Below are 9,472 nucleotides of genomic sequence, written 5' to 3' on the forward strand. Positions count from 1 at the left end.
GGATAAATACACGGCGTATGTGGTTATAATGGCGTATTATGCATGATGTTGAATTAATTAAGCGCCGGTAAAAGAAATTATATTTATGTGTTATGGATATACGCAAATTCACTATTCGTCCTGAGGATAAATACACGGCGTATGTGGTTATAATGGCGTATTATGCATGATGTTGAATTAATTAAGCGCCGGTAAAAGAAATTATATTTATGTGTTATGGATATACGCAAATTCACTATTCGTCCTGATTTACTGAATTGGGGATTTTGAAAATAAGACGTTTATATCCGTCAATTTTCGGAGATATGAATATCTGCGCGGGACAAAAATCGCATATTATCAAAAACTAATAGGTATTTATTCTACGAATGTTGCGATATAAATCAATATCATGACCTTGAAATAGAATCTCTCAAGGCTTTTAATCACATTTGAAAACCGCCCGGCCGAATGACCCGGCGGGAATATTGAAAATGAAATCTGTCACCACGATGAGGCTTCAATTCTCAAATCAAAGGCCGCTGCGATCGATCTGAACAAATCGCCGATGTGACAAAAAAATGAAAACGCGATTGGAAAATGCCCCGAAACCCTACCGGCATTCCACGCGGTGAATTGCTTGTTCGAAATTGCGGCGGGGAGAGGAGGCCGTGGGGGGCGGCCCTAAGGTTTAAGGTATCGGATGTGCAGTTGGCCTCTTATGAGCGAACGGATCGCTCAGTCCGCTGGCGCGAGCGCACCGTCGTTCAAGATGATGTGCCTGTACTGATGTGGTCAGCGGTCCCGGGAGACAATCGAATCCGGCCAACCGGGCTACACGCTTCCCGAAGGCTGTGCTTGTAATCGTAGGCCGTTGTCAGTGCGGGAAGCTAATTTTCTCGGCGGACGTGAGGATCGTCGCTGCGGTCTCGTCGCTCTTGTGAGTCCTAAATTATCGAGAAAAATGCGCGCCCACGTTGGCCACCGAATTCGCTCAGGTTCTTGGCTCAGGCGTCTCCGCCGGCTTGGCGTGCTCGGTCACGAGTTCGCTGACGGACGCGTCTAGGGCCTGCGCAATTTGCCAAAGGCTCACTGCAGTGGGATTACGCAAGCCCTTTTCGAGGGCGCTAACGTGCGCTCGATCTACGCCGAGCCGTTCGGCAACCTGTGCTTGCGTCAAGCCCTTTGACAGCCGCAATGCTCGGGCGTTGGCCGCTATGATCAAGCGAATATCCATATAGTGCTGTTACGGCGGACGTGCCGTTTAGCGCGACGCGGTTTAATGCGTTGCGCTTTACCGCACATTGTGAGTTATTCTGAGCGGTGAGGACCAGCTAGAGCCGCCGTGGACGGCAGGAAATTAGGGCCACCAACTGTGAACGGTCAACCAAACACGCTCAGAGGCTTTCCCGGTCTGAAATTTAAGTTCCTGATAGAGCGCGTACAGCGGACCGAAACAAACTTCGAATTGCTCATAAGCGCGGCCGGACCGCGCGATGATCGCGAGAGATGGCTTCGGGCGTTCCAATGTTGGTGCGATTTCCATGACCTAAGTCCCGAAATTATTCATGGCAATTCACGAACCCATAGGACTGCCACCAGGACGCTTGTTGCATGCTGGCCGTCGATACCCGCATTTCTCTTCCGATTGATTGGAGAGGACTGGGCTCGATATTCTCACCAAGATGGAAACGCAGCGTCAGCGGTCGAAGAATGGCAAATAACAGCCCTCCGACAACAAATTAGCAAACTTKAGAAGGGCATTCGACAGGTCGACAGCAGGGTGTGGAAGGACACCACGATTGGTTTTCGACGACCTCGACGAGCCTACAGCACTCGTTTGACCGCGTTCGCGAGATCCGGAGATGGAGCCAGATGACCCATGGTACCAACCTGTCGCCACCTGAAGATGAATGCCGATAATGCGCGCGCCATGCAACCTTGAGGAGTGGCGACGCATACGCCCTCCGAGCCTCGGAGAGTTTTTGCGGGTCGCCGATCGTTGGCGACTGTCGGAGGATGATCAGGTTCGGATTCTGCGGTGCGGTTCCGTTGAGCAGTTGAGACGCTGGATCGCGATCAATCAGACCAATGAGGCGTTGGTCACGAGCAGCGATACAGGGGAACGCATTGCTGCCGTCGTCGGAGCGGCCGAGGCTGCAGGATATCTTTACACCTCCGAGGACGAACCACTCTGGCTCCGTGGTTCAATCACGGGACAACCGTATCAAGGCCAGACGCCCTTGAGCCTCATGAAGGAGGGCAGCGTCGAGGACATCATGAACGTCCGTCGGTATCTCATGGGCCTCACTCAGGGCGGCCCTGGTCCAAATGACGTCGATCGCGATTTCACTCCCTACACCGACGATGACTTGAAGTGGGAGTGACGGGTCCTGATGTCGGAAATCCGGGCAATCTGTTTCGACGCGTTCGGGACGCTTGTGAAAATGGTAGATAAACGCCGTCCATTCCGAAGGCTGATGAACGAAAAGGGGACGGATCACCGTGCKGTCGAYGYTCTRACCCGCCCGTTGAGCCTTAGAGAGGTTGCCAAAGAACTYGCCATCGTCATCGGCGAGGCGCGTTTGCGGGAACTGGAACTCGATCTTGATGCCGAGCGGGCTTCTATCCAGYTGCGCCCCGGAATGGCGGTGYTTTGGGCAGCGCTCCGACGGGCKGACTTGCGCATCGGAGTCTGCTCGAATCTGGCCCAGCCTTATGCTGAACCGCTGCTAGCTATCCTCCCAGGCATTCCTGACGCGCTCGTCCTTTCGTTTGAGGTCGGCTTCATCAAGCCACAGCCCGAAATCTTTCATTGCGTCTGCGAGGAACTCGGCCTTCGCGCCGAGCAGATCTTGTTCATCGGTGACACCCMAGAAGCAGATATCCTGGGGCCGAGGACCGTCGGCATGCACGCCATGACTATCGATGCGTTCGAAGCAGCCGTGAACGGACGTGAAGAGCGCCGGATATCCGCTGAGGAAGTGCGGTCGCCTGAGATTCATCAGTTGCTCGAGCGGGTGCGCGAGTGCGTCTGCTCGTGATCTCGGACCTTCATCTGGAGTTCGGGCCATTTGAGTTCCCGACGCCCATGCCAGAATTCGAAGTGGCCGTTTTTGCTGGCGATATTGGTCAGCCTATTGTCGATGCGATTGAGTGGATGGCCGGCCAGAGGGAGGGCGGTCCTCTAATGGGGCGCCCTGTCGTCTACGTCGCAGGAAACCACGAGTTTTACCGCAGCGAGATGAAGTCGAACCTGGCCGAGGCCGGAAGGGTCTCCGACGACGCCGGCATTCACTTTTTGCATCGACGAGCGGTCACCATCAATGGCGTCCGTTTCATTGGTTGCACGCTTTGGACCGACTATCGACTGCTCGGAACTCCCAAACCCTCTATGATCACGGCTGGCCAGGAACTGAATGACCATCGCCTGATCCGGTATCGCGAGGAGAGCGGACACTTCAGTCGCTTCATGCCATGGCACGCGGCGGCAGAGCACCGGCTCGATCTCGCGTTCATTCGCGGCGAACTGGCAACTTCGCATGACGGGCCGACCGTCGTGGTGACGCACCATGCGCCACACCCGCAATCCGTTCAGCCGAGGCACCAGGGCAGCGCACTGTCGCCGGCCTTCGTGTCAGACCTCAGTCCTGTGATCGAACAGTTTCAGCCTGAGCTTTGGATCCATGGCCATGACCATGGATCGCACGATTATCGGATCGGCAAGACGCGCATTTTTGCAAATCAGGCTGGCTACCCAAACCTTCACCGGGATCGCGAGAACAGAGGGTTCGATCCGCGCTGCGTCATTTGCGTCGATGGAGCGGGGAAATGAGCGGCTACGATGAAGTTCGTTGTGAGATGCCGATGCTCGCCTCCGACCTCGAGGCCGAAGCGGTTTTTCACACGCGAGCATTCATTGCGGTCTTCGGGGAGCAGGATTTCATCGGCTCGGCAAGTTTCTAGTTGAAGCGCGTGACGAAGTACTCGCGGAAGGCCGTTGCGTCCTTTGCGTCGAGGAAACTCACGCGCATGCACCTGCGCTCAGGCTGCATCAATATGCGGGCTTTATGCGAAATCTCGTGGTCACCCAGCCATATTCCGATGTCGAACAGGCGCTCGTTCAGCGTGCTCGGTTCGAGGGGAAGGTCGATCGAGAATGTCCCCGCGATGCCGTCACGGGTAGTCGCGGCGATCCCGGATTTCTGCATGTCGCCCTCCTGCCGCTCAGGATGAGGTTGTATAGATTAGTCCTCTCTGCAGGATCTGTTCAATCGCGAAGCCCAGGCCGCGTAAGGCGTATTCTTGGTCAAGTGTCGATTGAAGTCCGGAGCGCCGTCGTCCCACCAGACAGGGCCCCGCTCACCAAGGGCAACCTTGGCTGCTTCGACGGCGGCGCGGGCGACATGGGGTTCGCCGCTTCCGCGTTTGACGTCCTTCACAGCACGGCGAGCATCTATCAGCTCGGTGACAAGCTCGTGACGGCGCGCAGCCGGAAGGGCGGGATTTGTTGCTCGCCACAGCCYGCCAGCGACCATGAAATATCTGCCGTCCGGTGTTGTCGGATGATCGCGCCGGTCGCTCAATCCGGATACTCGCGAGCGAGCCGATCATAAGCGTCCTCGGCAGCGGCGTCGCCCGCCATGGCATTTTCGATTTCATTCTCGTCGACGAGCACCCCGCCGAAATGTGCGACGAAGGCGCGCGCCAAGCCCCGGTCTTCGAATGCGATGCGGACCGTCTCTGAACCGGGGAAACGGTCGAGAACGCGGAACCCGATTTGCCAGTCGCCACACCAACTCTCGATTCTGCGCAGGCGTTCCGGTGCAGCGACGGGGTCCAATTTCATTTCGACCTGATGACTGAAGCCTGGCATCACGCCCTCCCTACGACCGGCACCTCGTCGAGCCGCGTCGTGTAACGCGGCGAACGCATCTCGAACTTCGTGACCCACGCMTTCTGCTGGCGGGCGATGCCGGCCGCTGCAGGGTACACAACGCCACGACCGTGTTGCTTGTTGCACGCGTCCAGCGCTTCCATGAGCCGGCCGCTCTTCTTGCGATCGAGGGCGCCGATCAGGGCTCGCTGCGACATCTCGGGCGCCACCAGGTCGACCGTCATCAAGCCGGCCTTGGCGTAGCGGTAACCCGGCTTCCAGATCCGCCGCGCTCCCCATTTGGCGGCGCGGACGAGGACGAGGGTGTCGTTGCTCGCCTCGGGAAAGTCGACCGTGGTCGAAACCGAGCGGGAAGGGCCGCTGTCGAACGGCGATGTGTGGAAGAAGACAGTGACGTGATCCGTCGCCAATCCATGGTGCCGGAGCTTCTCGCCCAGGCGGGTGGCATGGGCGGCGATCGCCTCCTGCATCATCTCGAGGCTTTCGACCCGGCCGGAAAACGACCTGGTCACGGCACAGCCTTTTCGCGTGGGGGCGACGCTATCCAGATCGAGGCAGGGCTGGCCGCGCAGTTCCTGGATAATCCGCTCGCCAACGACGGTCAGCGACTTGCGAGCACGCTTGGGATCGAGGGCGGCGACATCGGCTGCCGTCTTGCAGCCGAAAGCGCCCAGCTTGGTCTGGCTGGCACGGCCGATACCCCAGACGTCCTCCAGCGGCATCAGCGACAGCCATTCCCGACGCGCTTCCTCACTCGTCAGGTCGCAGGTGCCGCCGAGCTGAGGCGTGGTCTTCGCAATCTTGTTTGCGAGCTTCGCCAGTGTTTTCGTTGGGCCGATGCCGACGCAGGTGGGGACACCGGTCCATTTCGAAAYCGTGGAGCGCAGGTCGTGGCCCAGTTCCTCACGATGCTCAGGCGCCACCGGGGTCAGGTCGAGGAAGCTCTCGTCGATCGAGTAGATCTCGATATCGGGGGAGAACCGCTCATAGACGGTGTTCATCCGGCGGCTCATGTCGCCGTAGAGCGAATAATTCGACGAGAAGACGACGACGCCCTCGCGTTTGCACAGGTCGCGGATCTGGAACATCGGCGCGCCTATCTTGATGCCGAGCGCCTTTGCCTCAGCCGTCCTGGCGACTGCGCAGCCGTCATTGTTCGACAGCACGATCACCGGTCGGCGTCGCAATTTCGGGTCGAACACGCGCTCGCAGGAGCAGTAGAAGCTGTTCCCGTCGATCAGGGCGAACGAGCGCTTCATCGCCGGAAGCGCCGCACCGCGTTGGTGACCACGCCGAAGATATCGATTTCGGCGTCTGGACCGGGGTCGTAGTCGGGGTAGCGCCGGTTGCCGAACGCGAGACTTGAACGGCCGCCGGCGATCTTGAAAACCTTGACGCTGCGCTCGCCGTTGACGTCGACCACGACGGCATCGCCATCCCGCGGGACCAGGCTGCGGTCGACCGTGATCAAGCTGCCGTCGAAAATTCCGACGTCGATCGCGCTGTCGCCGGCGACGGTCATGATGTAGGTCGCGGGAGCGTTTTTGATCAGCGCCCGCGACAGGTCGATCGGTGTGTCGAGGTAGTCGTCGGCCGGCGAAGGAAAACCCGCGCGCACGGCCTTCAGGTAGACCGGAAGAAAGATCGGCGGTCCGAGGTCGGCGGGGGACATGTGCATCGCGATGCGCTCCGATGGTTGGAACATAACAAGAACATCAGAAGCCCAACTCGAGTCAATAAGGGGAATTCGTGGCCCGCCGCTCATCACCCATCCCGACCGCTGCGCTCGTCCTACGAAGAGCCGTCAGCGGTGCGCCAGTAGCAGACGTTGGGGTCTCGCCAGGAAGCGGGCATTCCTGTTTTCAGCCGCCGGCCCCCCATTTTAACCCACGCTGAGACTGCTGGCGCCCGCCTCTGGTGTCATGGTTGAAAGAGTCGTGCCAGAGCATCAAAATGCACCAGAAATATGCGAATCGTCCAATTTGGCTTATAGTTCGCACTTCCCTCAGAAGTCCTTTGCGTCGCGGTCGTTGTAGGAGTCGTTGAGGCCAACTGAAGCTTTTGGATGCGCAGATCATGTTTGGTCACGAACGCTTGCAAGCCGTGCGAAGGCTCGTTGCCGAATACGTCCGAAGCCCTTCGCTTCGTCATCTCCGCGAACCAAGCTCAGTTGATCGCCTTGCCGAGCAGATTGTTAAGGTTGTTGACCGGGAGCCAACCGTTTGGCGCAAATGGGAAGGGCAACGCGAGGACGTTCTGCGGGCTGCTGCCCCGTGTTGGATACCCTCGGAAGACCTGCGCAGTTTTCTGAACGATCTGCCGGGGCCGAAGCTCACCTCGACCGACCTTGCTCAGCGACTTAGGGCGATCCACGAGGAGCCATATAGTTCGTATCCTGACGAGGCGCTGCGGGAAGAATGTCTCGCGCTCTACGCTCGCGAACGAGCCGCTGGAACCGAGCTGCCAGCGATCATCGGGGCCTTGCAAGAATTTGTTGAAACAGAAACAGAGCGGCTCCGTCTTGCTTCGGTGGCGGCTTGGCGCCAGCGCCAAAAGGAGGAGCTGGAAGCGCTCCAGCAACGCTTCATCGCTGGGGCTGATTGCAAGTGGGTAGCTGTCGGCACCTCAAAAGACGTGTTTTCTCGCAAGAACGGCCGAGCCTATCGACTGTCGCCGACTAAAAACAAGCGATGGGACCTGTTCCGTATTCAAGCAGCTGAGGACCCCGGCAAGCTCATCGGCACTTATGGTTCTAGAGGCGAGGCAAACAAAGCACTTGCGAAGCTGGCTTACGATTCTGAGCCTCGCTGGTAGACAGGTAGTTGCGCCGGCCTTGCGATATCGGCTCGTGAACCTCTCGCGCAATTTGAAAGTGGATGCCGGGCATCTTTAAATGCTCGCCGCAACTGCGAGGGCAGGCCCGCTATCTGGCTGGCTCAGCTAAAGGCGAAGTGTCCACTTCTCGTGGGTCTAACACGGAGTGAATATTTCCCGGAGAATGGTTGAGCGGGGGGTGTATCCACTTCACGCCAGGATCGGAAGTTAGGGCATCGCAGAGAACTGGCCATTCATCTGCCGCAGAGAAGGGTCCGGAGGGCAACGCGAGATAGATGTCGGCAGCGTTCGCTCATTGTGGTCGATGTCAGGCACAGCCGAAGCCGGCTGCTGCGATCGTTAGACCGCCTAAGCTCAACTCGACTAACTGAGCCCAGCCTCCGTCATTCGATCTCCCTCAGCTCCACCAGGCAAATCGCGCAAGCGATTGATCTCCCAATGAAATCTTCGATCTACGTGGAGCCGGCCCTAGGTTGTTTGTCGGTTACACGCGGTCTGCAGCGAGCAGTTACGGACGAATAGCCGCGCCACGAACTCGATCAGAACGTGATCCTGATCAAATTCGATGTGCGGCCGGAGCCCGAGCTGTCTGTCAGCACCGGCCCGGATGAACAACCTTCATAGCTTCGACAGCTAGCCAACGTTCAGCATTGCAATTGCAGATCGCGAGATTGAATGCTTTAGCAGTAGCGGGCTTGGGGTAGGCGCTGACGGGCGCCGCTTKCCTCAAGAGTAGCATAACGTCCGCCTGAATAGCGTCTGCAATCCAGCGCAAACCGGGACTTCACCAGTTCCGCGCCAATGTCCCTTCCGTCGGGCGTTGTGCAGACCCCGACGACGCGGTCATGCGTTCGCGTACCGTCGAGCCGACAGCTGAGTTGTTGCCCCCCTATAATGCCAATGATGGCGGCCCGGGCTCGCCGCCCTTCGGCGGAACCGAGTTCTGGCGCATCAATGCCGTTCAAACGCAGGGGGTGGCCGTTCACGACAATAGTATCACCGTCACGAACATGATCGACGAAACCGACGAGGGTGCGGCCATTGGGAAAGGTAGAGCGCGCGGTCGTGACCGGACTAGCTGCTGCCGGTTTGGCGCGCCTGGCGATGGCGCCGATCCGGCCATAGGCTCGGTCKAAATGGGCATTACCATCTTGAAACGCAGTCGCCACCGCTTGCCGAGTGAACTTCGCGAAATTGGGGCAGTAGGGCATCGCCAGTTCAAGCGTAGCCGCCAGATTGTTGCGGGTTTCGCGAAACAGGGCGCGCATCGGCTTGACCAACGGCTCGGTATCAACGATCCGCTCGCTGGCATCGCCGTTGCGCTCAAGGATTTCCGCGATCGCGTTGGTCTCGCGGATCAACGCTTTCATCTGCTGCACCGCGTTATCGAATTCTCCGATCTCTGCGAGCAGACGCGGCGCGACCGGGCCGCAGGTGCCGACGATGCCCTTCACTGCGACGTCCGTCTTGGCCGGGGAGGTCTTGTCGAGAACCGACGTTTGCGCGTTGTCCTTCGCCAGATTGTCGCGCTTTGCGATGGTGATACCGGAAGCGGCGGCAAGTGCCACAGTGCCGAAGAATGCAAGCTTGAGTAACGGCTTCATTTGGCCTCTTCCGGTGCGGAACCGGACATTTTCACGCGCCCGTTCATTACGTGGCTGGGGTCATATGGGCAGAGCGCGCGGCCATGCCGACCCCGACAATTGCTGGCGCCCTCCACGCTGAAATAGGTTGCCGCGGCATTCGCCACTTGTTATTTTC

11 protein-coding genes are annotated in these 9,472 nt (G+C 58.4%); 5 read left to right on the forward strand and 6 right to left on the reverse strand.

The window, feature by feature from the left end:
• Nucleotides 1-973: 973 nt before the first annotated feature.
• The gene (locus AC1DJT_RS29975) at nucleotides 974-1,216 is read right to left on the reverse strand and encodes a helix-turn-helix domain-containing protein (RefSeq protein ID WP_441493771.1); all 243 of its coding nucleotides are present in this window, start codon (nucleotides 1,214-1,216) and stop codon (nucleotides 974-976) included.
• Nucleotides 1,217-1,964: 748 nt separating this feature from the next.
• On the opposite strand from AC1DJT_RS29975, the gene AC1DJT_RS29980 reads away from it, so the two are divergent.
• From AC1DJT_RS29980 to AC1DJT_RS29995, 4 genes are read left to right on the forward strand one after another with little or no spacing between them, the layout of a single operon-like run.
• On the forward strand, nucleotides 1,965-2,366 hold the full coding sequence (locus AC1DJT_RS29980) for a hypothetical protein (RefSeq protein ID WP_476835476.1): 402 nt from the start codon (nucleotides 1,965-1,967) through the stop codon (nucleotides 2,364-2,366).
• Nucleotides 2,367-2,375: 9 nt separating this feature from the next.
• Nucleotides 2,376-3,023 carry an HAD family hydrolase gene (locus tag AC1DJT_RS29985; protein WP_476835477.1) on the forward strand — a complete coding sequence of 216 codons (648 nt, stop codon included), beginning with the start codon at nucleotides 2,376-2,378 and terminating at the stop codon, nucleotides 3,021-3,023.
• Nucleotides 3,008-3,814, forward strand: a complete 807-nt coding sequence (locus AC1DJT_RS29990) for a metallophosphoesterase (protein ID WP_476767912.1) — start codon at nucleotides 3,008-3,010, stop codon at nucleotides 3,812-3,814. The genes AC1DJT_RS29985 and AC1DJT_RS29990 overlap by 16 nt, the downstream gene beginning before the upstream one ends.
• Nucleotides 3,811-3,945, forward strand: a complete 135-nt coding sequence (locus AC1DJT_RS29995; protein WP_476767911.1) for a hypothetical protein — start codon at nucleotides 3,811-3,813, stop codon at nucleotides 3,943-3,945. The genes AC1DJT_RS29990 and AC1DJT_RS29995 overlap by 4 nt, the downstream gene beginning before the upstream one ends.
• Here the strand turns inward: AC1DJT_RS29995 and AC1DJT_RS30000 are convergent.
• The 4 genes from AC1DJT_RS30000 to AC1DJT_RS30015 all read right to left on the reverse strand — a co-directional run bounded on the left by AC1DJT_RS30000 (nucleotide 3,942) and on the right by AC1DJT_RS30015 (nucleotide 6,548).
• Nucleotides 3,942-4,190 carry an RNA-binding protein gene (locus AC1DJT_RS30000; protein ID WP_476835478.1) on the reverse strand — a complete coding sequence of 83 codons (249 nt, stop codon included), beginning with the start codon at nucleotides 4,188-4,190 and terminating at the stop codon, nucleotides 3,942-3,944. The two genes, AC1DJT_RS29995 and AC1DJT_RS30000, sit on opposite strands and share 4 nt — an antisense overlap.
• Before the next feature lie 371 nt (nucleotides 4,191-4,561).
• A complete protein-coding gene (locus AC1DJT_RS30005; RefSeq protein WP_476835479.1) occupies nucleotides 4,562-4,855 on the reverse strand; it encodes a hypothetical protein in 294 nt (97 codons plus the stop codon).
• Nucleotides 4,855-6,135, reverse strand: a complete 1,281-nt coding sequence (locus AC1DJT_RS30010) for a Y-family DNA polymerase (RefSeq protein WP_476835480.1) — start codon at nucleotides 6,133-6,135, stop codon at nucleotides 4,855-4,857. Before AC1DJT_RS30010 ends, AC1DJT_RS30005 begins: the two co-directional genes overlap by 1 nt.
• Nucleotides 6,132-6,548 carry a LexA family protein gene (locus AC1DJT_RS30015; protein ID WP_476767907.1) on the reverse strand — a complete coding sequence of 139 codons (417 nt, stop codon included), beginning with the start codon at nucleotides 6,546-6,548 and terminating at the stop codon, nucleotides 6,132-6,134. The genes AC1DJT_RS30010 and AC1DJT_RS30015 overlap by 4 nt, the downstream gene beginning before the upstream one ends.
• 404 nt (nucleotides 6,549-6,952) lie before the next feature.
• On the opposite strand from AC1DJT_RS30015, the gene AC1DJT_RS30020 reads away from it, so the two are divergent.
• A complete protein-coding gene (locus AC1DJT_RS30020; RefSeq protein WP_476767906.1) occupies nucleotides 6,953-7,690 on the forward strand; it encodes a hypothetical protein in 738 nt (245 codons plus the stop codon).
• A gap of 701 nt (nucleotides 7,691-8,391) precedes the next feature.
• Here AC1DJT_RS30020 and AC1DJT_RS30025 read toward each other — a convergent pair.
• Entirely contained in the window at nucleotides 8,392-9,315 is a 924-nt protein-coding gene (locus AC1DJT_RS30025; RefSeq protein ID WP_476835481.1) for a thermonuclease family protein, read from the reverse strand.
• Nucleotides 9,316-9,472 lie beyond the last annotated feature (157 nt).

It is taken from the genome of Allobosea sp. 05T422_2 (assembly GCF_056396265.1).